This window comes from Actinomadura alba (assembly GCF_014323705.1).
GTDB classification, from domain to species: Bacteria; Actinomycetota; Actinomycetes; order Streptosporangiales; family Streptosporangiaceae; genus Actinomadura_C; species Actinomadura_C alba.
Window position 1 is genome coordinate 50,044 of sequence record NZ_JABVEC010000035.1, and the last position, 24,278, is coordinate 74,321.

24 protein-coding genes and 1 riboswitch are annotated in these 24,278 nt (G+C 72.9%); of the genes, 7 read left to right on the top strand and 17 right to left on the bottom strand.

The genetic code is table 11. The features are described 5' to 3' along the window. Positions 1–25: 25 nt before the first annotated feature. The 14 genes from cobT to HKK74_RS31885 form a co-directional block, all read right to left on the bottom strand. Positions 26–1,162, bottom strand: coding sequence for a nicotinate-nucleotide--dimethylbenzimidazole phosphoribosyltransferase (gene cobT / locus HKK74_RS31820; RefSeq protein WP_187247091.1), 1,137 nt, complete (start codon positions 1,160–1,162; stop codon positions 26–28). Further along, the gene (cobC, locus tag HKK74_RS31825) at positions 1,146–2,159 is read right to left on the bottom strand and encodes an Rv2231c family histidinol phosphate aminotransferase CobC (RefSeq protein ID WP_246492174.1); all 1,014 of its coding nucleotides are present in this window, start codon (positions 2,157–2,159) and stop codon (positions 1,146–1,148) included. Before cobC ends, cobT begins: the two co-directional genes overlap by 17 nt. A 124-nt stretch (positions 2,160–2,283) precedes the next feature. Continuing rightward, on the bottom strand, positions 2,284–3,189 hold the full coding sequence (locus HKK74_RS31830; protein ID WP_187247093.1) for a sirohydrochlorin chelatase: 906 nt from the start codon (positions 3,187–3,189) through the stop codon (positions 2,284–2,286). Then, positions 3,186–3,818, bottom strand: coding sequence for a precorrin-8X methylmutase (locus tag HKK74_RS31835; protein ID WP_187247094.1), 633 nt, complete (start codon positions 3,816–3,818; stop codon positions 3,186–3,188). Before HKK74_RS31835 ends, HKK74_RS31830 begins: the two co-directional genes overlap by 4 nt. Continuing rightward, positions 3,815–4,003, bottom strand: a complete 189-nt coding sequence (locus HKK74_RS31840; RefSeq protein WP_312881991.1) for a 4Fe-4S binding protein — start codon at positions 4,001–4,003, stop codon at positions 3,815–3,817. The genes HKK74_RS31835 and HKK74_RS31840 overlap by 4 nt, the downstream gene beginning before the upstream one ends. Then, positions 3,994–5,820, bottom strand: a complete 1,827-nt coding sequence (cobJ, locus tag HKK74_RS31845) for a precorrin-3B C(17)-methyltransferase (protein WP_312881992.1) — start codon at positions 5,818–5,820, stop codon at positions 3,994–3,996. The genes HKK74_RS31840 and cobJ overlap by 10 nt, the downstream gene beginning before the upstream one ends. A 19-nt stretch (positions 5,821–5,839) precedes the next feature. Next, the gene (cbiE, locus tag HKK74_RS31850; protein ID WP_187247095.1) at positions 5,840–7,081 is read right to left on the bottom strand and encodes a precorrin-6y C5,15-methyltransferase (decarboxylating) subunit CbiE; all 1,242 of its coding nucleotides are present in this window, start codon (positions 7,079–7,081) and stop codon (positions 5,840–5,842) included. Continuing rightward, positions 7,078–8,355: a cobalt-precorrin-5B (C(1))-methyltransferase gene (locus HKK74_RS31855; protein ID WP_187247096.1), complete on the bottom strand. Its 1,278-nt coding sequence runs from the start codon at positions 8,353–8,355 to the stop codon at positions 7,078–7,080. Before HKK74_RS31855 ends, cbiE begins: the two co-directional genes overlap by 4 nt. Next, on the bottom strand, positions 8,352–9,203 hold the full coding sequence (gene cobM / locus HKK74_RS31860; protein ID WP_187247097.1) for a precorrin-4 C(11)-methyltransferase: 852 nt from the start codon (positions 9,201–9,203) through the stop codon (positions 8,352–8,354). Before cobM ends, HKK74_RS31855 begins: the two co-directional genes overlap by 4 nt. Next, positions 9,200–9,994, bottom strand: coding sequence for a precorrin-2 C(20)-methyltransferase (cobI, locus tag HKK74_RS31865; RefSeq protein ID WP_312881993.1), 795 nt, complete (start codon positions 9,992–9,994; stop codon positions 9,200–9,202). The genes cobM and cobI overlap by 4 nt, the downstream gene beginning before the upstream one ends. An 8-nt stretch (positions 9,995–10,002) precedes the next feature. Continuing rightward, complete coding sequence (locus HKK74_RS31870) at positions 10,003–11,313, bottom strand: cobyrinic acid a,c-diamide synthase CobB (protein WP_222722984.1); 1,311 nt, start codon at positions 11,311–11,313, stop codon at positions 10,003–10,005. A 115-nt stretch (positions 11,314–11,428) separates the two neighbouring features. Beyond that, positions 11,429–12,031, bottom strand: coding sequence for a cob(I)yrinic acid a,c-diamide adenosyltransferase (gene cobO / locus HKK74_RS31875; protein WP_187247098.1), 603 nt, complete (start codon positions 12,029–12,031; stop codon positions 11,429–11,431). A gap of 1 nt (position 12,032) precedes the next feature. Continuing rightward, positions 12,033–14,090: a VWA domain-containing protein gene (locus HKK74_RS31880; protein WP_187247120.1), complete on the bottom strand. Its 2,058-nt coding sequence runs from the start codon at positions 14,088–14,090 to the stop codon at positions 12,033–12,035. 107 nt (positions 14,091–14,197) lie between these two features. Then, positions 14,198–14,358: riboswitch (cobalamin riboswitch) on the bottom strand. A gap of 46 nt (positions 14,359–14,404) precedes the next feature. Continuing rightward, the gene (locus HKK74_RS31885; protein WP_187247099.1) at positions 14,405–14,866 is read right to left on the bottom strand and encodes an ATP-binding protein; all 462 of its coding nucleotides are present in this window, start codon (positions 14,864–14,866) and stop codon (positions 14,405–14,407) included. 240 nt (positions 14,867–15,106) lie between these two features. On the opposite strand from HKK74_RS31885, the gene HKK74_RS31890 reads away from it, so the two are divergent. The 3 genes from HKK74_RS31890 to HKK74_RS31900 all read left to right on the top strand — a co-directional run bounded on the left by HKK74_RS31890 (position 15,107) and on the right by HKK74_RS31900 (position 17,360). Then, the gene (locus HKK74_RS31890; protein ID WP_187247100.1) at positions 15,107–15,943 is read left to right on the top strand and encodes a helix-turn-helix domain-containing protein; all 837 of its coding nucleotides are present in this window, start codon (positions 15,107–15,109) and stop codon (positions 15,941–15,943) included. Between the two features lie 6 nt (positions 15,944–15,949). Continuing rightward, the gene (locus HKK74_RS31895; RefSeq protein ID WP_187247101.1) at positions 15,950–16,165 is read left to right on the top strand and encodes a DUF397 domain-containing protein; all 216 of its coding nucleotides are present in this window, start codon (positions 15,950–15,952) and stop codon (positions 16,163–16,165) included. 175 nt (positions 16,166–16,340) lie between these two features. Further along, the gene (locus HKK74_RS31900; RefSeq protein ID WP_187247102.1) at positions 16,341–17,360 is read left to right on the top strand and encodes an LLM class F420-dependent oxidoreductase; all 1,020 of its coding nucleotides are present in this window, start codon (positions 16,341–16,343) and stop codon (positions 17,358–17,360) included. A gap of 39 nt (positions 17,361–17,399) precedes the next feature. Here the strand turns inward: HKK74_RS31900 and HKK74_RS31905 are convergent, their stop codons facing one another. From HKK74_RS31905 to HKK74_RS31915, 3 genes are read right to left on the bottom strand one after another with little or no spacing between them, the layout of a single operon-like run. Then, positions 17,400–18,995, bottom strand: a complete 1,596-nt coding sequence (locus tag HKK74_RS31905) for a tripartite tricarboxylate transporter permease (RefSeq protein ID WP_187247103.1) — start codon at positions 18,993–18,995, stop codon at positions 17,400–17,402. 4 nt (positions 18,996–18,999) lie between these two features. Beyond that, entirely contained in the window at positions 19,000–19,494 is a 495-nt protein-coding gene (locus HKK74_RS31910) for a tripartite tricarboxylate transporter TctB family protein (protein WP_187247104.1), read from the bottom strand. Continuing rightward, complete coding sequence (locus HKK74_RS31915; RefSeq protein WP_187247105.1) at positions 19,491–20,471, bottom strand: Bug family tripartite tricarboxylate transporter substrate binding protein; 981 nt, start codon at positions 20,469–20,471, stop codon at positions 19,491–19,493. The genes HKK74_RS31910 and HKK74_RS31915 overlap by 4 nt, the downstream gene beginning before the upstream one ends. A gap of 206 nt (positions 20,472–20,677) precedes the next feature. Here HKK74_RS31915 and HKK74_RS31920 point away from each other — a divergent pair, with 206 nt between their 5' ends. The 4 genes from HKK74_RS31920 to HKK74_RS31935 all read left to right on the top strand — a co-directional run bounded on the left by HKK74_RS31920 (position 20,678) and on the right by HKK74_RS31935 (position 24,231). After that, entirely contained in the window at positions 20,678–22,309 is a 1,632-nt protein-coding gene (locus tag HKK74_RS31920) for a sensor histidine kinase (RefSeq protein ID WP_312881995.1), read from the top strand. After that, positions 22,306–23,028 carry a response regulator gene (locus HKK74_RS31925; protein WP_187247106.1) on the top strand — a complete coding sequence of 241 codons (723 nt, stop codon included), beginning with the start codon at positions 22,306–22,308 and terminating at the stop codon, positions 23,026–23,028. Before HKK74_RS31920 ends, HKK74_RS31925 begins: the two co-directional genes overlap by 4 nt. A 75-nt stretch (positions 23,029–23,103) precedes the next feature. Continuing rightward, positions 23,104–23,481, top strand: coding sequence for a hypothetical protein (locus tag HKK74_RS31930; RefSeq protein ID WP_187247107.1), 378 nt, complete (start codon positions 23,104–23,106; stop codon positions 23,479–23,481). Between the two features lie 69 nt (positions 23,482–23,550). Further along, positions 23,551–24,231, top strand: coding sequence for a DUF4328 domain-containing protein (locus tag HKK74_RS31935; RefSeq protein ID WP_187247108.1), 681 nt, complete (start codon positions 23,551–23,553; stop codon positions 24,229–24,231). Positions 24,232–24,278 lie beyond the last annotated feature (47 nt).

The following is a 24,278-nucleotide window of genomic DNA, read 5'->3' on the forward strand; positions in this document are numbered from 1 at the left end:
CACCAAAGTACTCGGCTTCACCTCGCTATGCCGAACCGTCTCGCTGACCGTCCAGTTGTTTCTCGGTAACACCCGCGGAATCGAATGTGGCCACCTCGTGAAGAACCCGGACGGAGCTCTGGACCAGGGGCAGGGCCAGAAGCGCTCCGGTCCCCTCCCCGAGCCGGAGCTCCAGGTCGACCAGCGGATGCAGTCCCAGGTGAACCAAGGTAGCGGCATGCCCGGACTCCATCGACCGGTGCCCCGCGACACAGGCCGCGACGGCGTCGGGCTCGACCGCCGCGACGATCAGCGCGGCCGCGCCGGCGATCACGCCGTCGAGCACGACCGGGACCCGGCGGGAGGCGGCGCCGAGGATGAAGCCGGCGAGGGCCGCGTGCTCCAGTCCGCCCACGGCCGCGAGGACCTCGAGCGCCCGCCCCACCCTGCCGTGATCATGCAGTTGCCCGCGCATCGCGCGGATCGGCTCCGCGTGCCGGTCCAGCGCGGCCGCGACCACATCGATCTTGTGGTTGTGCATGGCCTCGTCGATTCCGGTGCCCCGTCCGGTGACCTCGCCCGGGGCCAGCCCGGTGCAGGCGGCGATCAGCGCGGCGGAGGCGGTCGTGTTGGCGATCCCCATGTCGCCGGTGACGAGGCAGCGGTTGCCGGCCGACACGAGATCCCGGGCGACCTCGATCCCGGTCTCCACGGCTCGGAGCACCTGCTCGGCCGTCATCGCCGGCTGCTCGGTCATGTCGGCCGTCCCGTACGCCACCTTGCGCGGCAGCAGCCCCGGGGCCTCGGGGAGTTCGGCGGCCACGCCCACGTCGACCACCGTGACGTCGGCGCCGACCTGTCCGGCGAATGCGTTGACGACCGCTCCCCCGGCGAGGAAGTTGGCCACCATCTGGGCGGTCACCTCCTGGGGCCACGGTGTCACGCCCTGTGCGTGCACACCGTGGTCGGCCGCGAAGATGGCGACGGCGGCCGGGACGGGAAGCGGGGGCGGGCACTCCCCCGCCAGCCCGGCCAGCCGCACCGAGACGTCCTCGAGCATGCCGAGGGATCCCTGTGGTTTGGTCAGCCGGTCCTGGTGCATGCGGGCGGCGCGCATCGCCGCGTCGTCGGGCGGGCGGATCGCCGCGACCGTCTGCCGGATCAGCTCAGAAGTCCAGGTCATCAAGCACCTCCAGAAGGGTGTCGTTGGTGCGGGCGTCGCGTACCGCGATCCGGAGCCATTCCGGGCCGAGACCGGGGAAGGTGTCGCCCCGGCGCACGGCGTGACCGCGCTCGCGCAGCAGGGCCCGCAGTTCTCCGGGGCCGCGGACGCACAGGAAGGACGCGCGGGCCCCCGGCACCACGTGCAGGCCGCGAGCGCCGAGGGCCGTGGCGAACCGTTCCCGTTCGGCGCCGAGGCCCGCGGCCCAGGTGCCGGCCTCCGTGACCGCCTCGGGAGAGCAGCACGCCTCGATCGCGACGAGCGCGGGAGCCGACACGGCCCACAGCGGCTGCGCCCGCGCCAGTTCGGCGACCAGGGCGGCCTCGGCGAGAACGTAACCGGCCCGCAGTCCGGCCAGCCCCCAGGTCTTGGTGAGGCTGCGCACGATCGCGAGGCCGGGCCCGCCGTGCGAGGCCAGGCTCTCGGATTCGCCGGGCACGCAGTCCATGAACGCCTCGTCGACCACGACCAGCCGGCCGGGCCGGACGAGGCCGAGGACGCCCGCCGCCGGATGCAGGACCGAGGTCGGGTTGGTCGGATTTCCGATCATGACGAGGTCGGCGTCCGCCGGGACAGCGGCCGGGTCGAGAGTGAAGCCGCCGCCGAGCACCGCGCGCTCGACCGGGTGGCCCGCGGCCCGCAGGGCCGCCTCGGGCTCGGTGAACTGCGGATGTACGACGACGGCGCGGCGCGGTGCCAGCGCCCGCGCGAGCAGGACGAACGCCTCGGCCGCCCCCGCCGTGAGCAGGACCTCATCGTCGGGCCTGCCGTGCCGCCGGGCGACGGCGGCCCGGGCCGGGCCGGGCCGGGGATAGGCGGCCAGGTCGTCGACGGATCGGCGCAGCCGCTCGGCGAGCCAGGCCGGCGGCGTCCCGCCACGCACGTTGACCGCGAAGTCCACGAGCCCGCCGCCGACCTCGGCGTCGCCGTGATGCCCGAGATCTATGTCTGTGTCCATGGCCTCGCTCCGCTCGGCGGCTCGGGGCGCCTTGACGCGCTGTCTTCCCTCGTCGCTCACTCGCTCGTACCTCGCTCCCTCGCTCCTCAGTCCAGACAGTGCGGCGCCCCTCGCGGACTCGGCTTCAGTGGGCGTGGGCATGACCGTGTCCGTGCGTGGGATCGTCGGGATGGTGGTGGGGTCGTTGCGGGGCGCCGACGCGGTCGGCGAAGCCCGGCATGGCGATCCGGTAGACGCAGGTGTCACAGTTCATCCGGATGTCGCCGACGAGCGCCTCCTCGTATCTCTCCGCCACCAGGTCGGCGAGTTCGTCGCAGTCGCCGATCACCTCGGCGCACCGTACGTCGAACCCCGGATGGCCGGCCGCGTACTCCCGCGCCTGCGCCACCACGCGGTCCGGCAGGACGCCCGGGAACAGGAAGTACGGCAGCACGACCACGCGCCGCGCACCGAGCCGCCGGCAGCGGTCCAGGCCGGCGGCGACGCCCGGCCAGGCCAGTGACACGAACGCCGGCTCGGTGCCGTGACCGCCCGCGCCGTCCGCACCGCGGGACCACCGCGTCTCCCAGAACAACCGGGCGACCTTGTGCACCTCGGCGTTGGCGTCCGGATCGGTGGAACCTCGCCCCACCAGGAGGACCGCGGTGTCCGGCCCTCGCTCGGCCGGATCGAGGACCGCGTCCAGCCGCTGCTCCAGCAGCGAGAGCAGGGCGGGATGCGGGCCGAGCGGCCGACCGTACGCGTAGGACAGCCCGGGATGGCGCGACGGTTCCCGGTTCATCGCGGCGGGGATGTCGCCCTTGCCGTGCCCGGCCGCGACCAGGACCAGCGGCACGGCCGCGACCCGCCGGTGACCGCGCCCGTACAGCTCGGCGACCGCGTCGGTCAGCGGCGGCCGGGACAGTTCGATGAACCCTCCGGCCACCTCGACCGGCATCCGGCCGCGCAGCCGGTCGACGAACCGTCCGAACTCGGCGACCCCCTCGTCGTCGCGGGTTCCGTGCCCGACCACCAGCAGCGGCGGTTTCACCGGTCCTCCTCCTTCAGCTCGTCCTCGCGATCGCCGCCGGCGTACGGGCCGGCGTACAGAAGCGCGTTCACCGCGGCCGCCGCCTGCGCGGAGCCGCCCTTCTCGGAGACGTTGCTGAGCTGGGGCAGGCCGCTCGCCCGCAGCGCCGCCTTGGCCTCGGCCGCGCCGACGAACCCGACGGGCAGGCCGATCACCAGAGCGGGCGCCACCCCGAGCGAGATGATCTCTTCCAGTGCCGTGGGCGCGCAGCCGGCCACCCAGACCGCACCCGGCCCCACCTCGGCGTACGCAAGACGTACGGCGGCGGCGGACCGGGTGATCCCGGACTCACCGGCCATGCGCGCCGCGGCCGGGTCGCCGATGCGGCAGACCGCCGCACGGGCGGTCACTCCGGCGGCGACCATGGCCACGTCGGTGACGAGTGCCGCCCCCGCCCGCAGGGCCTCCTGCCCGCGCACCAGGTCGGCCTCGTCGGCGACGATGTCCGCGGCGTACTCGAGGTCGGCGGTGGCGTGGATCACCCGCTCGACGACCGCCCGCCGCAGTGGCGGCATCGTGGACAGGTCGATCCGCGAGCGCAGGATCTCGTACGACCGGACCTCGATGGGATGCGGCTCGCGGGTGCTCATGAGGTGATCTCCTCGATCGCGTCGACTGGACAGACCTCGACGCACTCACCACAGCCGGTGCAGAGCTCGTCGAGCACGAGCAGCGGGTCGCCGTGCGGGCGGATCGCTCGCTCGGGGCAGGTCAGCAGGCAGGCGCCGCACCCCTGGCACCGCGTGGTGACGACCACGCCGCTGATCACGCCCACTTATACCCCCTGGGGGTGACAAATCGCCCCGCCACCGTCCGGCTGCGGCTGGATCCGACGATCACCACGGTGAACATGTCGACCCCGGCCGGATCGATCTCGTCCAGCGTGGTCAGCGTCATGCTCTCCCCCGGCCGGGTGGCGTTGCGCACGTAGCCGACCGGCGTCGTGGGCGGCCGGTGCTCGGCGAGGATCGACAGCGCCTTCGGCAGCTGCCAGTCCCGCGCGCGGCTGCGCGGGTTGTAGAAGCAGACCGTGAAGTCGCCCTCGGCGGCGGCGCGCACCCGCCGCTCGATGACCTCCCACGGGGTGTGCAGGTCGGAGAGCGAGATGTAGGCATGGTCATGGCCGAGAGGGGCGCCGAGCAGGCCCGAAGCGGCCACCGCGGCGGTGATGCCCGGGACCCCCTCCACGACGATGTCCGCCGAGGCGAAGTCGAGGGCGGGGGCCGCCATGGCGTAGACCCCGGCGTCACCGGATCCGATGAGCGCGACCGCCCGCCCGCGCCCAGCCTCTTCCACCGCGGTACGGGCCCGTTCCTCCTCCTGGCCGAGGCCGCTCTCGATGGTCCTCGTGCCGGGACGGAGCAGGTCGCGGACCTGGTCGACGTACTGGTCGAGGCCGACGACGATCGAGGCCCTCCGCAGCGCCGCCTCGGCGCGCGGGGTCAGCAGGTCGCGAGCGCCCGGCCCGAGGCCCACGAGGGTCAGCCGGCCCTTGGGGGTCAGCCGCGCGACGGCGACCGTGGCGGCCGCCGACTTCCGCTTGCCGACGACCAGCTCCGCGGCCCGGCCGTGTGTACGGGCGCCGTGTGTACGGGCACCGAGGATCGCGGCGGCCTCGGCGACACTGGGCGTGCCCACCTCGGCCCGCACGATCTCGGAGGGATTCGGCACGTCGATCGCGGCGAGCGCGTCCGCGGTGAAGGTGATCACCTCCCAGCCGCGCTGCCCGGCGGCTTCGAGGAGGCCTCCCTCGTCCGCCTTGAGATCGACTGTGGCGACGCACCGCACCGACGCCGGCGCGAGCCCGGCGTCGGACAGTGCCGCGTCGATGAGCCCGCCCACCTCCGCCGAGGCCACGCCGCGGGCCGCGCCGACCCCGACGACCAGCGATTTGGGCCGCAGCACCAGGGTCGCCTCGGGGTCGGAGGGGTGGGCCGGGGTCCGGTCGTCGATCCGGATGAGCGCCCGTGCCCCGGCCCCCGCCGTGTCATCGCGGGCCGGGTCATCGCGGGCCGGGTCATCGCGGGCCGGGTCATCGCGGGCCGGGTCTTGCACGGTGACGTTGCCCGGCAGCGCGGGTACCGGCCAGGGACCCTGGTCGGCCAGGGCCACCGGCTCGCCGGACAGCAGGGCGGCGCCGACCCGGGCGAGCATCGAGGGGTTCTCGATCGTGCAGCCGAGGTCGGCGCCGAAGGAGTCGAGGGCGGGGATCCCGGCCGCGTCGGTCGCCGTGGTGACCACGGGCAGGGAGCCGAGCACGCCACCGACCCGGTCGGCCAGCGCGTTCGCGCCGTGGTGACCGCCGAGCACGGCCACCGCGAACCGCAGAGACTCGTCGACGCAGACGACGGCCGGGTCGTCGGCCTTGTGCCCGATCAGCGGCGCGAGGACCCGTACGGTGGCACCGACCGCGAGGAAGGCGACGACCGCGTCGCAGGCGTGCCACGCCGCCCGCAGCCCGTCGCCGGCCTTCTCGCCGGTGAACAACCGGACCTCGCCCGGCCACGCGGCGGCGAGCGCGGCGGCCGCGGTGCGGCCGCTCGCGGTCGCGGCGACGACGCCGATCACCTGCTCGCTCCCATGTTGACTCACGGGTCCCTCAGACGACTGTTCACTCACGCGTTCCCCAGACGACGAAGACGGGATTGCCCGCGGCGAGCCGGTGCACGTCGCCGGGCAGTGGCGACAGCCGGCTCGCCTGCAGTTGTACGGCCTCGGCGGTGAAGCCCGCCGTGGTGAGCGCGTCGAGCGACGGCCGTACCCTCTCGACGGCGGCGAGCGCCACGACCACGGAACGCAGTGCCCGGGCGGCGCACGCGGCCACCACGTCGGGGCCGCCGCCGCCGACGAAGACCGCGTCGGGATCGGGCAGGTGGTCGAGCACGGCGGGGGCGTCGCCACGCGACACGGCCACCTTGACGTGGTGTGCACGCACGTTGTGCCTGATGCGGTCGCACGACGCGGCGTCCCGCTCAACCGCGATCACCGCGGCACCGAAGCGGGCGCACTCGATGGCCACCGAGCCGCTGCCCGAGCCGACGTCCCAGACCAGGTCACCGAGCCGCGGCCCGAGCCTGGCCAGCACGAGGGCCCGGACCTCGGCCTTGGTGACCACCGAGTTGCGGTGCTCGAACGCGGTTTCGGGCAGCGCCCACTCCGCGGGGCCGGGAGCGGCGCCCGCGAGCCACCTCCTGGGTCCGGTTCCGCGTCCCGCGTCGAGGACCAGCACCACGTTGGGATCGCGCCAGGTACGGGTGGTGGCCTCGGCGGGACGGCAGCGGGTGACCCGCTCGTCCGGGCCACCGAGGTCCTCGCAGACGACGAACGACCGGGGAGTCTGCGGCGCGAGCTCGCGGGCCAGCTCGGCCGGGCCGGCGCCGGGAGCGGTCAGCACCGCGACCTTGGGGTGGGCCCGGCAGGCGTTGACGGCACGGCGCAGGTCGCGGCCGTGCGCGGACACGACGAGGGCGTCGTCCCAGGGCAGGCCGGCGTGGGCGAAGGCCGCCGCGACCGACGAGACGGCGGGGAGCACCTCGGGATCGTGGCCGTGCTCGCGCAGCGCCCGCACGATCCCGAAGAACCCCGGGTCTCCGCTCGCCACCACCACGACCTGGGGAAGGTCGCCGGTGTCCTGTGGTGATCTCGCGGTCGTCCGCGTGGGAGGCGGAGGATGCACGGCGTCGATCTCGCCGAGGGCGGCGCTCACGTCGCCCATGACGACGCGGCGCGCGCCCTCGGGCGGTCGCACCGCGTCGAGGTGCCGGGCCCCGCCGACCACGAGCTCGGCCGCCTCCAGCCGCCGCCCGGCCGCCGCGGAGAGCGCGGTTCCGTCATGTCCGATCACGGTGATCACGACGGCCCCCGCGCCAGCCGCCCGTACATGCCGATCATGCGCTGGCCGGTGAAGTCGACGAGCACGACCTGCGCGGCGATCAGGCCCGCACCGGTCGTGCCGGTCGTGCCGGTCGACTTCAACGCCCGCGGCTCACCCGCCGCACCGGCCTCCTCGCCGCCGGCGGTCGTGTCCGCGTAGCGCTCCAGTACGTTGGCGACCCGTCGGCAGAGCTCCCGGCCGCAGGGCCCGAGCAGGCCGGCCGCCTCCCAGAGCTCGTAGGCGTGCCGGGCGGTGTTGGCCCCCGCGACCTCGGCCGCCAGCTCGGCCGAGCCGCCCATGTCGGTGGTGATGTCGCCGAGCAGCTCGGTGGACACCCGGGAGCGGGTGTAGTGGGTCATCAGCACCCCGGAGGCGAGTTTGGTCAGCTTGCCGACCATGCCGACGAAGACCACCTGGGTGACCCCGTGCTCGACGGCACGGCGCAGCGCCGCGCCGGTGAAGTCGCCCACCTCGACGAAGCACACCTCGGGCAGCTTGGGCAGGAGCTTCATGGCGCCCCGCTCGGTGCGCCCGCCGGTGCAGAGCACGAGCGTCTTCTCCCCCTGTGCGGCGAGCACCGAGACGGCCTGCTCGACGCTGGCCCGCCACGACGCGGTGGAGAACGGCCGCACGATGCCGGTCGTGCCCAGGATGGAGATCCCGCCGAGTATCCCGAGCCGCTTGTTGGTCGTCTTGCGGGCCATCACCTCGCCGTCGGGGACCGAGATCACGACCCGCACGCCCCGGCCGGACCCCGGCTCGGCGATCTGCTCCGGCGCAGCGCCGGCGGGCGCGTCGAGCGCCTCGGCCACCGCCTGTGTGATCATCTGACGTGGTACGGGGTTGATGGCCGGACCACCGAGCTCCAGGCCGAGGCCCGGCTTGGTGACGACACCGACGCCCTCGCCGCCGTCGAGCTCGATCCCCGCGCCGGGCCGCCAGCTCACGGTCGCGGTGATGTGCGCACCGTGGGTGACGTCGGGATCGTCCCCGGCGTCCTTGACCACGACGGCCGACGCCCGGGTCCGCTCCTCGTCGGTGTCGGGACCCTCCACGGCGAAGGTCACCCGGTTGCCGGACGGCAGCGCGATCTCCACGTACCCCGGCAGCTCGTCACCGCGGAGCAGCAGCGTGGCGGCCTTCGCGGCGGCGGACGCGCAGGACCCCGTCGTCCAGCCGGTGCGCAGCGCCTTCTGGCGCACCTTCATGGTGCGCGGCAGGTCCGGTTCACGCAGCTCGGGATGCTCGTTCATGGTCGCCGACCCTCCCGGAGTTCCCGGCGGGCCGCGCGCTCGGCGCGCCGGAAACCGTGGAAGTGACCGGGGTGGTACAGGTGCGAGCGGGTCCCTCCGGCCGCCAGCGCCGGACCCACGAGCACGAGCGTGTGCTTCCACAGCTTGTGCTCTTTGATCGTGTCCGCCAGCTCGCCGAGCTCGCACCGCACGATCAGCTCGTCCGGCCACGAGCACTGGTAGGCGACGACGCAGGGAGTGCCGGGCGGGTATCCGCCGTCGAGCAGCTCGTCCTGCAGTTGCCCGGAGCGCGCCGCGGACAGGAAGAGCGCCATCGTCGTGCCGTGCCGAGCGAACTCGCGGACCTCCTCGCCCGGGGGCATCGGCGTCTTGCCCCCGCCCAGCCGGGTGAGGATCACCGACTGCGCGACCTCGGGGATGGTGAGCTCACGGCCCACCCGCGCCGCGACCGCGCTGAAGCTCGACACCCCGGGGACGACCTCGGTCTCCAGGCCGAGCTCGGCACAGCGATCGAGCTGTTCCTGCAGCGCACCCCACAGGGCGGGATCGCCGGAGTGGACGCGCGCGACGGTCAGCCCCTCGGCGGCGGCCCGGCGGTAGTAGGGCAGCACCCCTTCCATCGGCAGCAGCGCGGAGTCGACGATCTCGGCGTCCGCGCGGGCGTGGTCGAGCACGTCGGGATGGACCAGGCTGGCCGCCCAGATCACCACGTCGGCCTCGGCGATCGCGCGCGCGGCGCGGAAGGTCAGCAGGTCCGCCGCTCCCGGGCCGGCGCCGACGAAGCTCACCCTGCCGCCCACCGTGTCGCCCGTACTGCCGCTCACCGCGCCGGTCGTGGTCTCGCTCATCGCAGCTTTCCTCCCCTTGTGTCGCGGCGTCCGGGCACGAGAAGCGTGGAGAGGTACGGGAGCGGGCCGTGGATGTCGCGGGCGACCCGCACGTCCTCACCGGGCAGTCCGAGGCGTGCCCCGTAGACCGCGTCGTCCAGCCGTCCCGTCTCCTTGAGCACCTCGTGCACCTCGCTCGCGACGCCGCCGAACTTGTACGCGACGACGGTGTCGCAGGTCTCCAGGGCCCGCCGGAACGACTCCACCCCGCCGGTCAGCGGCAGCAGCGCGACCGACTCGGTGCCCTCGGCGAGCACCGTCGCGGAGCGGGCGGCCAGATCCTGCATGGCGGTGATGCCGGGGACGGTCTCGACGATGACCTCGGGCAGGGCGGCCCGTACGGTCTGCGCGAGATAGGTGAAGGTGGAGTAGACGTTCGGATCCCCGATGGTCACGAACGCCACCGCCCGCGCGCCGTCCGCGAACTCCGCCGCCACCCGGCCGGCGGCGTCGTCCCAGGCGGCCGCCCGCCGCTCGGTGACCCCTCCGCGGTCGTTCAGCGCGAAGACCACGCGGGTGACCTCGATGCCGTGGGCGTCGGCGACGGCCTCGGCGCGGCCCCGCTCATCGAGGGTCATGACCGGGGCGAGCACCACGTCGGCCTCGCGCAGCACCCGGAGCGCCTTGACGGTGACGAGCTCCGGATCGCCGGGGCCGAGCCCGACGCCGATCAGCCGCCGCCCTCCGCCGGGCGCGGTCTCGATGTCGCCGGCCGTACCGCCGGACCCACCGCCGGACATATCGTCGGTCACGCCGCCGGTCATACGGCCGCCTCCACGAATCGTCGCGCCGCCTGCGGGCTCGCTGCCCAGTGCAGATGCAGGTAGGAGGCGACGCAGTTCCCGTGCACGAAACCCTCAGGGCCGGCCGTGGACCACTGCCACGCCGCGACCGCACCGTGGCCTGGCGCGACGGCGGTGCGGTGGAACTCGTGGCCGCGGACCCGTTCGCCGGCGCGTGCGATGACCGAGTCGCCGACGGCGACCGCGTTGCGGTAGCCGAGCGTGAGCTGCGGGGTCATCTTCGCGGTCGCGTCGAGCACGCCGCACATGGGGGCCCCGTCCAGCTCCCGGGTCAGATAGAGGAGGCCCGCGCACTCCGCGTAGACCACCCCTTCGAGGGCGAGTCTCGCGATCCGCCTTCGGAGCGGCTCGTTGGCGGACAGCTCGGCGGCGTACATCTCCGGGAAGCCGCCTCCGATGATCACCCCGGCCGTGTTCTCCGGCAGGGACTCGTCGTGGAGCGGGTCGAATCGGACGACCTCGGCGCCGGCCGCCTCCAGCAGCTCCACGTTCTCCTCGTACCCGAAGGTGAAGGCCCGCCCGCCCGCCACGGCCACCACCGGCCGCCCGCTCCCACGCCCGGTGGGCGGGGTCCAGGGGACGGCGGCGAGGCGGGGAGCGGAGCGGGCGAGGGCGACCAGCTCCTCGAGGTCGCAGCACTCGGCGACGAGCGCTCCGAGGCGCTCGACCGCGCCCACCGCCTCGGCCCGGCGCTCGGCGGCCGGGACCAGCCCGAGGTGCCGTGACGGCGCCGCCACGTCGTCGCGGCGGCGCAGCACCCCGAGCACCGGCAGGCCGGTCTCCTCGACGGCGTCGCGGCAGATCCGCTCGTGCCGGTCGGACCCGATCCGGTTAAGGATCACGCCGCCTATCCGCACGTCCTCGAAGGTCCGGAAGCCGTGCACGGTCGCGGCCACCGAACGGCCCGCCGACGCGGCGTCGACCACCAGCACGACCGGTGCCGCCAGCAGCCCGGCGACGTGCGCAGTGGAGGCGAACCCGCCCTCCCCCGCGACGCCGTCGTAGAGGCCCATCACGCCTTCGACCACGGCGATGTCGGCTCCGTGCGCGCCGTGCAGGAACAGCGGCGCGATGAGCTCCTCGGACGTCAGCCACGGGTCCAGGTTGCGGCCCGGCCGGCCGGTCGCCAGCGCGTGGTAGCCCGGGTCGATGTAGTCCGGCCCCACCTTGTGCGGCGAGACCGAGAGGCCCCGGGCGGCCAGCGCCGTCATCAGCCCGGTGGCCACCGTGGTCTTGCCGCTGCCCGAGGAGGGCGCCGCCACGACCAGCCGGGGGACGTTCACCTCGGCCGCCCTGGTCGCACCGGACGGCCCAGTCGCCCCGGTCGCCCCGTTCGTCCCGTTCGCCACGCGCCGGGCGACGTCCGCGGTGTCGCCGGACGGGTCACCATTCGATGCCCTTCTGACCCTTCTGTCCACCGTCCATCGGGTGCTTGACCTTGCCCATCTCGGTCACGAGGTCGGCGAACCCGATCAGGTCGGGGTGCGCGTCGCGGCCGGTGATGACGACGTGCTGCTGTCCCGGGCGGGACCGGAGCACCTCGATCACCTCGGCCACGTCGATCCAGCCCCACTTCATCGGGTACGTGAACTCGTCGAGCACGCACAGCCGGTAGGTCTCGTCCGCCAGGTCGCGCTTGATCTGCTCCCAGCCCTCCCGGGCGTCGGCCTCGTGGTCCTCTTCGCTGCCGGGCCGCTGGATCCACGACCAGCCCTCGCCCATCTTGTGCCAGGTGACCGAGCCGCCCTCGCCGGACTCGCCGAGCACCCGCAGGGCGCGCTCCTCGCCGATGCGCCACTTCGCCGACTTGACGAACTGGAAGACCCCGATCGGCCAGCCCTGGTTCCACGCGCGCAGCGCCAGCCCGAACGCGGCGGTCGACTTCCCCTTGCCCGGCCCCGTGTGCACGACCACCAGCGGCCGGTTGCGCCGCTGCCGCGTCGTCAGGCCGTCCTCGGGGACGTGTGCCGGCTTTCCCTGCGGCATGTCAGGCCACCTTCCGCGCGTTTCGCGCGTTTTGTACAACTCGTACGACTCCGGTCAGCGAGTCGGCGGCCAGCTCCTCCAGCCGTACGACGTCGGCGCCCAGCCGGGTTCCGAGCCGCTCGGCGAGACCCAGCCGGACCGGCCCGGACTCACAGTCGATGACGACGGACGCCTGTTCGGCCAGCAGGGCGGCCGCGGCGGCCGGGTCGGGGCCGTGGGTGGCGCGGCCGTCGGTGACCACGACGAGCAGCGGGCGACGCGCCGGATCGCGCAACCGCTCCACCCGCAGGACCTCCGCCGCGCGCAGCAGCCCGGCGGTGATCGGGGTACGGCCGCCTGTGGGCAGCCGCTCCAGCCGCCGCGCCCCGGCCTCGACCGAGGATGTCGGCGGCAGCACGAGTTCGGCCGTCGAGCCGCGGAAGGTGACCAGGCCGACCTTGTCGCGCCGCTGGTAGGCGTCGAGCAGCAGTGACAGGACGGCGCCCTTGACCGCGCGCATCCGCTGCCGGGCGGCCATCGATCCGCTGGCGTCGACGACGAACAGCACGAGGTTGCCCTCGCGGCCGTCGCGCACGGTCCGGCGCAGGTCCTCGCGCGCCACGACCAGTCCGGCGCCACTGCGACCGCGCGCCAGCTGGTACGGAGCGGCCGCCCGCAGCGTCGCCGTCAGGTGCAGTGAACCGGCGCCGGGGCGAGCGCCCGAGACTCGGCCGTAGGCCGTGCGGGCCTTGGACCTGCGGCCGGGCGCTCCGCTGCCCAGGCCCGGCACGGTGAACAGGCGGGGTCGGTACGCGGGGTCGGCCGCGGCCTCCTCGGCCGGCCCTGCCTGCCCGTCGACCCCTCGCTCCGAAGGCCGCTCGGCACCGCCCTCGCCGGTGGCGGGGGCGATCACGGGATGATCGGCCTCCTGTACGGAGTCTTGTCCGGCGTCGTCGCCGGAGCCCGGCGCGCCGGGGCCGCCCGGACCGCCCGGGTCTTCGGGACCGCCCGGGTCTTCGGGGCCGTCCGGGCCGTCGTCAGGCGGTTCCGGCTCCGAATCTTCGGAGGTCAGGTGCTCTTCGAGTACGGAGTCCAGTTTCCGCTGGTCCAGGCCCGGCGGGTCGAAGGGGTCACGGCGGCGCCGGTGCGGCAGCGCGAGCCGCACGGCGACGCGGACGTCCTCGGCGGCCACCACGTCGCGGCCGTGCCAGGCGGCCAGCGCGATCGCCGCCCGTGCGGTGACCAGGTCGGCGCGGAGCCCGTCGACCTCGAAGGCCGCGCAGATCGCGGTGATCTGGCGCAGCCCGGCGTCGGTCAGCTCGACCCGCGGAAGCCGCGCCCGGGCGCTCGCGATGCGCTCGGCGAGTTCGGCCTCGGCCTCGACCCACTCCGCGGCGAAGCCGTCCGGATCCTCCTCGAAGCGCAGCCTGCGGCGTACGACCTCGGCGCGCTCACCCGGCTCGCGCGTGGCCGCCACCTCGACGGTGAGGCCGAACCGGTCGAGCAGCTGCGGCCGCAGCTCGCCCTCCTCCGGGTTCATGGTGCCGACCAGCAGGAACCGCGCCGCATGCCGTACCGAGACGCCCTCACGCTCGACATAGGAGCGGCCCATCGCCGCGGCGTCGAGGAGCAGGTCGACCAGGTGGTCGTGGAGCAGGTTCACCTCGTCGACGTACAGCACGCCGCGGTGCGCGGCCGCGAGCAGCCCCGGCTCGAACGCCTTGACCCCCGCGGTGAGCGCTCGCTCGATGTCGAGGGAACCGGTCAGCCGGTCCTCGGAGGCACCGACGGGCAGCTCGACCAGCCGGGCCGGGCGCGCGAAGGCGCCCAGAACGTCGGGCGTCGATCGGGGAGCCGGCACCGGACCGGCGGGCTCATGGGGACCGTCGGGACAGTTCGGGTCGGGAAGCCGCGGATCGCAGGAGAACCGGCAGCCGGGGGCGACCTCGACCTCGGGCAGCAGCCGGGCCAGGGCGCGGACGATCGTCGACTTCGCGGTGCCCTTCTCTCCGCGGACGAGCACGCCACCGACTCCGGGCGAGACCGCGTTGATGAGGAGGGCGAGCTTGAGGTCGTCCATGCCGACGATCGCGGCGAAGGGATAGGGGGTCACGCGTCGTTCAGGCACGTCGTCATGCCGGGTCGTCCTTTCCTCGGGTGTCCACGCCCGTGGGTGGTCAGCGCCGACGGCCGGAGTCTCCTGGCTCCCAGATCCCAGCTCATGTCTCGGCCTTCCGGCATGCGCCGTGGCCCTTGTGTGAGGTGAGCTCCCTGGTCACAGTTGCGGGACAGCCCCGGATTCGCACCGGGTTCCTCCGCTTCCGTCGCCTGCACAGGATGACATACCGGACACCCCGCCGCCCAGAGGGGGCGATTCCACGACGACGTGGAAGATCAGGCCGGATGGAGGTGACGGGTGCCCTCGCAACGGTGGACCATCGACCGCAGCACCGCGAACGGCACCTGGCACGCGAACCACACCGCCTTGCCCGGCACCTCATGGTGCAGGCGGGACCGCGCCGGATGTGCGCCCCAGCGGCCATGGGAGATCTCGGCCACGATGCTGAGCCCTCGGCCGAAGTCTCCAGAGAAAGAGTTGTCCGCGAGCAGACCGAGGTCGGGCAGCGCGTCGAAGACGGCGCACACGATCTCGCATGCGCCCGGGTCGGCGGCCGCCCGGTCGAGTTCCCCGCCGGGGAACAGCCAGAGCTCGTGCGGTCCGTGGTGACCCGCGTGCCGGAAGGCGTTGGTGGCGAGCTCGCTCACCATCAGCTCCGCGTCACCGATGGTCTGGGGCGGCACGTCGAACGCGTTCAGCGTCCCGGCGAGCAGCCCTCGTGCGCGACGGGCGCACATCGCCCCCAACGGCAGGCTCCATGTCCAGCCACGGCAACCAGTCGATGGCACCGTCTGAGCGGTGACCTCTGGCAAGGTGTTCAAAGCACCCTCCCGCCACTACGTCTCGTACCGAACCGTCACGCTGCGCTCTCGTTCGGTCACTGAAATCAAGCGTCTCGTGAGATTCTCATTCCCGCAACTCTCTTCGTGGAAATTCTGTAAGTTTCCGTCACCGCTCACGCACGCAGGAGACTCGCCATGACGTACAAGCCCACCGTCCGAGGTCGCCGGCTCGTCCGGGAACTACGCCGGTTGCGCGAGGAAAAGGGCCTGACCTTGCAGGACGTCGCCGATCAGACCGGCTGGTCGCGCGCGACGGTATCCCGGCTGGAGACAGGACAGACGCGGCCGCGCCATGGAGATGTGGCTGATCTGCTCGGCTTCTACGGCGTGTCGGAACCGGAGCGGGAAGCGCTCGTGACACTGGCCAAGCAGGCCGGCACGCGAGGCTGGTGGACGGCGTACGTCGACGTCTTCACCGGCAGCTATGTCGCCCTTGAGGACGAGGCGTCCGGGATCCGCACCTGGGACGCCCAGCTCATCCACGGGCTTCTGCAGACCGAGGACTACGCCCGCGCCGTCATCACCGCGGGGCGGATGCTCCCCACCCAGCGGGACGTCGACCGCCGGATCGACGCCCGCAAGACGCGGCAGGAACTGCTCGACCGCCTCGACGCCCCACGCCTGCACGCGATCTTCGACGAGGCGGTGATCAGGCGTCCCATCGGCGGCCCCTCCGTCATGAACGCCCAGTTGCTCGCGCTGGCCGACGCCGCGCGCAGGCGGAACGTCACCATTCAGATCCTGCCCTACGCCGCCGGCGCCCACGCGGGTCTCGACGGCCGCTTCACGATCCTTTCGTACGCGGACGACGCCGACCCCGATATCGCCTACGTAGAGGGCACAATGGGCGACGTTTACTTGGAGCAGGAAGCGGAAACAGATCAGCATAGAAAGCGATTCGAAGAGATTACCGCGCTGTCTCTTACCCCAGCCGAATCACTCAGCCTCATCATCGAGGCAGCCAAGGAGTAACCGAACGTGAACCTCCTGCAGCGCGACCTCTTCGGCGCCACGTGGCGCAAGTCCTCGTACAGCGGCAGCGGCGACCAGTGCGTCGAGGTCGCCTCGCTCGCGGCCGGTGCCCACGCCGTACGGGACTCGAAGGACACCGGCGGCCCCGTTCTGCTGTTCACGGCGGACGAGTGGCGCCACTTCGTCGACGGCCTCAAGACACACCGCGCGCCGCGGGACTGACCTCACTCCACCAGCACGAAAGCGAACGACAGGGCCCGGCCGGGTTCCCGGAGTCCACCGTGATCCGGGAGCCCGGCCGGGCCCCCACGCGGGTGAGGTCACCCGGCCGCATCGGTTCCCCCGGAGGTAGAACACGTTCTAAAGTCGTGCTGTCACCAAGTGCGGGAGGACGCTCATGACCGGGGAACTCAAGCTGGGCGTCAACGTGGGCTACTGGCAGCGCGACCCCGATGACCAGACCGAGACCGTGCTGGCCGCCGAGCGGCTCGGCTACGACTCGGTCTGGACCGCGGAGGCGTACGGCTCCGACGCGTTCACGGCGCTCACCTGGTACGGCGCGCGTACCTCACGGATCCGGCTCGGCACCGCCGTCGTGCAGATGTCCGCGCGCACGCCCGCGGCGACCGCCATGCACGCCCTCACCCTCGACGCGCTGTCCGGCGGGCGGCTGATCCTCGGCCTCGGCGCATCCGGGCCACAGGTGGTGGAGGGCTGGTACGGAGTGCCGTTCCCGAAGCCGCTGGCCCGCACCCGCGAGTACGTCGACATCGCCCGGCAGGTGTGGCGCCGCGAGGCGCCGGTCACCAGCGACGGCCCGCACTACCCGCTCCCCTATCCCGGCGGGGCCGGGCTCGGTAAGCCGCTGCGATCCATCGTGCACCCGCTGCGCCCGCGGATCCCGGTCTACCTGGGAGCCGAGGGGCCCAAGAACGTCGCCCTCGCCGCCGAGATCGCGGACGGCTGGCTGCCGCTGTTCGTCGACCCGGCGCAGATCGAACCAGTCTTCGGGCCCTCGCTGGCGGGCCGGCCGGAGGGCTTCGACATCGCCGCCACCGTCACGACGATCGTCACCGACGACCTCCCGGCCGCCCTGGAGTTCGCCAAGATCCCGCTCGCCTTCTACATCGGCGGCATGGGCGCCCGGCAGCGCAACTTCCACCTCGACCTGATCGGCCGGCTCGGCCATGCCGAGGCGGCCGCCGTCGTGCAGGAGCTGTTCCTGGCCGGCCGCCGCGACGAGGCCATCAAGGCGGTGCCCGACGAGCTGGTCGACGCCATCTCGCTGCTCGGCCCGATCGGGCGCATCAAGGAGCGCCTCCAGCTGTGGCGCGACTCGCCGGTCACCACGCTGCTCATCGCCGGCGTACGAGACGAGCCGACGCTCCGGGCCATCCGCGACCTCGTGCGCGGGTGACCCGTGAGCGACGACTCGGCATCGCCTCGCGCGGCGAACTCATCCGGCTGGACCTCGCCGGTCGGCCTCGCGCGCGGGTGACGTGCCGACGGACGGCCCCCCGTCGGGCCCCGGGGACTCCGGGGTCTCCGGCGGCCGCTCCGACGTCGTGGGCGGCCGGCGACGGACCAGCCGGCGGGCCAGCGGCCAGAACAGCACCACCGCCACGACGGCGTAGACGGTGATCGAGAACGGCGTGGTGAAGAGCCCGGTGACGTCGCCGTCACTGAGCTGGAAGGCCCGGCGCATCTGCTGTTCCGCACGCGGCCCGAGGATCACGCCGATGATCACGGGGACGATCGGCAGGCCGTACCGCCGCAGCACGAAGCCGACCAGGCCGAGCACGAACATCACCACGAGGTCCACCGGCGAGGCGTTGACCGAGTAGACGCCGAGGCTGGCGAAGACCAGGATCCCCGCGTAGAGGTGGGGACGCGGGATGCGCAGCAGCTTGGCCCACAGCGGGGCGAGCGGCAGGTTGAGCACCAGCAGCATGGTGTTGCCGATGAACAGGCTCGCGATCAGGCCCCAGACGAGCTCGGGCTCGCGCTCGAACAGCAGCGGCCCGGGCTGCATCCCGTACTGCTGGAACGCGGCCAGCATCACCGCGGCGGTTGCGGTCGTCGGCAGGCCGAGGGTGAGCATGGGCACGAGGGTGCCCGCGGCCGAGGCGTTGTTGGTGGCCTCCGGCCCGGCGACCCCCTCGATGGCGCCCTTGCCGAACTCCTCGGGCTTCCGCGAGAGCCGCTTCTCCAGCACGTACGACAGGAACGTCGGGACCTCCGCCCCGCCGGCGGGCAGGGCTCCGAACGGGAACCCCAGGGCGGTGCCGCGCAGCCACGGCTTCCATGACCTGGCCCAGTCCTCCCGACCCATCCAGGGCCGGCCGACCGGGATCACCTCGGCGGACCGGCGGCGCAGGTGCGCGGCAACCCACAGCGCCTCGCCGACGGCGAAGAGCCCGACCGCGACGATGACGACGTCGATCCCATCGGAGAGCTGCGGGAGGCCGAAGGTCAGCCGCTGCTGTCCGGTCTGCGGGTCCAGCCCCACCAGGCCGATCGTGAGGCCGATCGCCAGCGCCGCGTAGCCCCGCACCCGTGACTTACCGAGCACGGACGTCGCCGCAATGAACGCCAGCACCATGATCGCGAAGTAGTCCGCCGCGCCGAGCTTCAGCGCCAGCTTGACCACGAGCGGCGCGCACATCACCAGAAGCGCGGTCGCGATCGTCCCGGCGACGAAGGAGCCGATGGCCGAGGTGGCCAGGGCCTGGGCGGCCCTGCCCCGCTTGGCCATGGCATTGCCCTCCAGCGCCGTTATCACAGAGGCGCTCTCCCCCGGCGTGTTGATCAGGATCGCCGTGGTCGAGCCGCCGTACATGCCGCCGTAGTAGATGCCGGCGAACATGATGAACGCGGCCGTGGGGTCGAGCCCGAAGGTGACCGGCAGCAGCAGCGCCACCGCCATCGCCGGGCCGATGCCGGGCAGAACCCCGATCGCGGTGCCGAGCGCTACACCGATCAGCGCGTAGAGCAGGTTGATGGGGGTCAGCGCCGTCGCGAACCCGTCGAGAAGACTGCCGAAGGCGTCCATCCGATCAGAGCACCCCCTCGAGAAGTCCCGCCGGCAGGCCGATGCCGAGGCCGCGCGCGAAGAGCAGATAGGTGCCGAACGACAGGGCCAGTGCGATCAGCGCGTCGCGCACGAAGCGCCGGCTGCCGAGAGCGTACGTCCCGCCCCAGAAGAGCACCGCCCCGGAGATCGGCCACCCGGCGCGGTCGATCAGCGCCACGTTGGCCAGGAACGCCCCGGCCAGCAGGGCGATCGTGCGCCAGTCGCTCGGGTGCGACAGGTCGACGTCCTCGCCCTCCTCGGCCTCGCCCCGGCCGCCGCGCATGACGTCGACCGCGAGCAGCACCGCAACGACGATCAGCAGTACGCCGACGACGGCGGGCACGGCCTTGGGCCCGACTGGACCGCGCTGGGTGAAGTCGGTCGAGATCCGAGCGGTGTCGACGAGGACGAGCACGCCGACGGCGAGGAGGAACGCGGCCACCCCGTACTCGGAGTGGCCGCGAAGCCTCGCGATCATGCCAGCCCCAGGTCCTTGAGGACGGAGCCGACCCGTGTGTTCTCCTGCTGCACGAAGGCACCGAACTGGTCGCCTTCGAGGTAGGCGTCGGTCCAGCCGTTGCGGGCCAGTGCGTCCTTCCACTGCTGGGACTCACGGAGCTTGCGCACCAGGGTACGCAGCGTCTCGATCTCCTTGGCGTCGAGCCCGGGCGGGGCGACGATGCCGCGCCAGTTCACGAACTCGACGTCGATGCCCGACTCCTTCAGCGTGGGCGCGTCGACGCCGGGCACCCGCTGGGCACTGGTCACCGCGAGCACCCGCAGCTGACCGGCCTTGACCTGGTCGGCGTACTCGCCGACGCCGGAGACGCCGAACGCGACCTGCTTGCCCAGGATCGCGGCGAGCAGCTCACCGCCGCCGTCGTACGGCACGTAGTTGACGTCCTTGGGGACCAGCCCGGCGGCCTTCGCGGTGAGCATGGGCGCCAGGTGGTCGGGGCCTCCCGGCGAGGAGCCCCCGCCGACCGGGAGCTTGCCGGGGTCGGCCTTCCACGCCTTGACCAGGTCTCCGATGGTCTTGTACCGCGAGTCCTTCGGCACGACGATGATGTCGGGCTCCTGGAGCAGCCGGGCCACGGGGGTGGTCTGCTGCAGCGTCGCCTTGGACTTGTTGGTGTAGACGCTGCCGACCACACCCAGGCCCATGCTCATCGCGAGCTTGCCGTTGCCCTTCTCGTTGACGAGCCGGGCAAGGCCGACCGTGCCGCCGGCCCCGGGCAGGTTGAACACCTCGATGTTGCGGGCCAGTTTGGCGTCCTCGGCCGCCTTGGCCGCCGTACGGGCGGTCACGTCGTATCCGCCGCCGGGAGTGTTGGGCACCATGACCCGCAGCCCGGTGACCGGCTTGCCCGCCGTGTCGCTTCCCGAGCCCGCGCAGCCGGTCACCGTGAGTGCCACGGCCACGGCCGTGGCCGCGAACGTTCTCAGTCCTCGCATGTTCCTACCTCGAAACGTTTCGGCCGTGTTATCACGGCGTTTCGTGTTGCGGCGATAGTGATGCACTCTGAGATACACGTCACGCTTGTGGTCAGGAGTCTCGTTATGGTCGCTACGCCTGTTGTGGTCGTAGTGTTCACGGCCGAGCGGGAACCTCGTGCCGCATACTGTCCGCCACACGTTATGCGACGAACCAGGAGGTGAACGTGCGACTGTCGCTTGCCGGGCGGTTCCTCGCCCTTCAGCTCACGATCATCGTCGTCGTGCTCGCGGCCGTGGCGGCGCTCTCGCTGGCCCAGGCCGATCAGCAGTTCCGTGGCAACGAGGGACGCCGGCTGCTCTCGGTGGCCGAGACGGCGGCGGCCACCCCGGCGCTGCGCGTCGGCCTGGAACGCGACTTCCGCGACTCGGTGGCCGCCATCGCCGAGGGCGTACGGGGGGTGTCCGGCGCGTCGTACGTCACCATCGTGGGCGTCGACCGGCGGGTGATCGCCTCACCCGACCCCGCGCAGATCGGCCGCCCACTGCCGCTGGGCGGCGCGCCCGAACGCTCCTGGGTGGGCGTGCGCGGCCATGACCTGATCGCCCATGTCCCGGTGATCGGCGACCGGCACACCCTGGTCGGCGTGGTGGTGACGGGCCGCACCTATCCGACGTGGTGGGAGCGGTTGCGGGCGGCCACCCCGTACGCGCTGATCTATCTCGGCATCGCCGGCCTGATCGGGCTGGCCGGATCGTTCCTGCTGGCCCGGCGGATCAAGCGGCAGACCTTCGGCATGGAACCACAGGAGATCGCCGGGCTGGTCGAGCAGCGCGAGGCCGTCCTGCACGGGATCAAGGAGGGCGTGCTCTCGGTCGACCTGACCGACCGGGTGACACTGGCCAACGACGAGGCGGTGCGGCTGCTCGGGCTGCCGGCCGACTGTGTGGGGCACCCCCTGGAGGGGCGGCTCCGCGAGCTGCTGACCGAGCCGGGCGAGGACCGGATCGTCGTCTTCGCCGACCGGGTCCTCACCCTCAACCGGATGCCCGTGTCGTCGCGCGGCCGGCACCTCGGCTGGGTCATCACGCTGCGGGACCGTACCGAGTTGGTCGCGCTGCGCCGCGAACTCGACGTCACCCGGCACACCAGCGACGCGCTCCGGGCGCAGGCGCACGAGTTCACCAACCGCATGCACACCATCTCGGGGCTGCTGGAGCTGGGAGAGTACGACGAGGTGGCGCGATTCGTCACCGGGACCAGCCAGGCCCACGAGCGGCTCAGCGCACAGATCACCGACCGGCTCGCCGATCCCTCGCTGGCCGCACTGCTGATCGCCAAGGCGTCGCTGGCCGCCGAGCGCGGGGTCGCGTTCTCGCTCGTGGAAGGGTCCGTCCTCGGCCGCTTGGACGAACAGCTCTCCGCCGATCTCGTCACGGTCGCCGGCAATCTCATCGACAACGCCCTCGACGCGCTCGGAGCCGCGCCGGGCGGCCGGATCACGCTCGAGGTCCGCGACACCGGCGGGGACGACGACGCGAGCGTGGTGATCGGTGTCCGTGACAGCGGCCCCGGCGTGGCGGCCGAACCCGCCGAGGCGGTTTTCGCCCAGGGCTTCAGCACCAAGCGGGGAGACGAGCGCGGCCTCGGGTTGGCGATCGCGCGGATGATCTGCACGCGGCGCGGCGGCTCGATCACCGTGCACAACGACGGCGGTGCGGTGTTCACGGCCCGGCTGCCGGTGCGGGAGCGCCCACCGGCCCGGCGCGAGGCGGACCAGGCCGGGCGCCGGACCGGATGGGACGAGCCGGCGGCGCGGCCGGTGAGCGGTGCGGGGATGAACGGAGGGCGGCGATGAGCGGGCCGGGCGGGTCCGATGCGCCGGCGGGCAGCGCGATCAGGGTGCTCGTCGTCGACGACGACTTCATGGTGGCCCGCGTCAACCAGGGCATGGTGGAGCGCCTGCCCGGATTCACCGTGGTGGGCCAGGCGCACAGCGGCTCCGAGGCCCTCGCCGCCGTGCGGTCGCTCGAGCCCGATCTGGTGCTCCTCGACGTCTACCTCCCGGACATGAGCGGTCTCGAGGTGCTGCGCCGGCTGCGCGAGGGCCGGTACCCGGGAGTGGACGCGCTGGCGGTGACCGCCGCCCAGGACGTCGACACGATCCGTACGGCCATGCGGGCGGGCGTGGTGCACTATCTCATCAAGCCGTTCACCTTCGACGCCCTGCGCGACCGGCTGGAACGCTATGCCCAGGCCCATCGGCGGTTGTCCGCAGCGGCCCAGGCGACGGTGGCCCAGAGCGATGTGGACCGCGTCTTCGGTGCCGTGCGCCCGGGCCGCTCCACCCGGTCCGAGCTGCCCAAGGGGCTGGCGGCCGAGACCGCCCGGCTGGTCGAGCAGGCACTGCGGCAGGCCGCCGGAGACCTGTCTGCGACCGAGTGCGCCACGCTCACCGGGCTCGCCAGAGTCAGCGCCCGCCGCTACCTCGAGCATTTCGTGGTCACCGGCAGGGCCGAGGTACGGCTGCGTTACGGCAGCTCGGGGCGCCCAGAGCGTCGCTACAGCTGGAGCTGAGCACGGGACTGGCACAATCGCCCCGTGACAGTCCCCGCAGCGGCCACCCGCGCCGGAGCGCGGTGAGCCGCTTCGGTGCGATCGTTCCTCGCGGCGTTTCTCGCGGCGTTTCTCGGGCCGGCGCCCCTCGCCGCGCTGTGGTGCGGAGCGCTGGGCGGCTGGGCGGTGGTCGCCGCCGGTCTCTGGCGAGGGCTGACCGGCCAGGCGCGGCGCGCGTCGATGTTCGCCCACTCGCTCACGCTCGGCGGGTTCGTGCTGTGCAGCATGCTGATCGGGTACGGGCTGCTGCAGATCACGATCGCGGCCACCGCGGGCTGGTGGGCGCTGGTGGCGGTCACCGGAGCGCGCCCGCAGCGGCTGATCGATCCCGAGGGCGCGGGCCTCGTGCGCCTGGCCGCGTGGGCATCGCTGTCGGTGGTGCTGGCCATCGCCATCCGGGAGTCACTCTTGTGACCTCTCGGTCACGGTAAAAGCTACGTAGTATCCGGGAAGGACCTGGTCGCGATCCTCCGGAGGTGCGCCATGCAGTGCGCGCTGTGCGGCGACATCATCCCCACCCAGGTCGACCGGTGCCCGGCCTGCGGCGCATTGGCGCGCCGCCGTGACTATCGGGCACTCGGCGTCGCGGTCTTCATGCTGCTCGGCTTCAACGCCTTCATCGCGCTGGGTTCCGGCGTCAGCCTGACCCGGATCGTCGGGACCCTCGGCGGCGCCACCGCCGACTCCTACGACGCGGGCGCGATCGGGCGGATGCTCTCGCCGTACTCCGATGTCCTCGCGACCTCGATGACGCTGGCGATGGTGACCGGTGCGCTGTACCTGCCGTGGCTGTGGCTGGCCTACCGCAGGGCCGCGGAGCCACGGCGTTACCGGCGGGTGTGGGTGATCGCCGGCTGGTTCTGCCCGGTGGTGAACCTGTGGCTGCCGCCGCGGCTGGTCTATGACGTGTGGGTGCGAAGCGGCCGGTTCCGGCTCGCCGAGCGGCATGCGATCGCCGCGGTCGTCACGGCCTGGTGGTCGGCTCTGCTCACGGCCCTCTGCCTGATGTGGGTCTTTCCGCGGGTCGACACCCAGACGGTCGCGGAGGCCCGCTTCGCCGTGCATCTCGGCATCGTCGCGACGACCGCGCAGGCGCTCGCCGCCTCGCTGTGCATGGTGACCGTGTTCGGGATCACTCGCCGGCAGATGAGCCGCCCGGACTGAGGTCGCCCTGATCACGCCGCTCCGATCCGGATGGCGCGGGGTCGGCG